Source organism: Mesorhizobium sp. WSM4822 (assembly GCF_055811155.1).
In genome coordinates this window covers 1-250 of the sequence record NZ_JBVVQM010000106.1, presented here as the reverse complement: position 1 = coordinate 250, position 250 = coordinate 1, and the positions used below count along the sequence as shown (strand labels likewise).

Below are 250 nucleotides of genomic sequence, written 5' to 3'. Positions count from 1 at the left end.
CACCAGGCTGCTGGTCAGGGAAACGGACGTGCCGGTGGTCGCCGCCGGCGGCATCATGGACGGCGCCGGAATCCGGGCGGTGCTGGCGCTGGGCGCGGCGGCGGCGCAGCTGGGCACCGCGTTCATCGCCTGTCCCGAAAGCAGCGCCGACGCGGCCTATCGCGCGGCGCTTGCCGGGGAGGGCGCGAACCATACGGTCATGACGCTCGCCATTTCGGGCCGGCCGGCGCGCTGCCTGCCCAATCTGTTC

The 250-nt window shown here is 73.6% G+C and carries 1 protein-coding gene; it reads left to right on the top strand.

Translation table 11 applies throughout. From position 1 onward, the window contains the following. Positions 1-28: 28 nt before the first annotated feature. Positions 29-250 (top strand): nitronate monooxygenase (locus tag AC0L3E_RS34725; protein ID WP_473606927.1); only part of this gene is annotated, 222 nt, incomplete at its 3' end.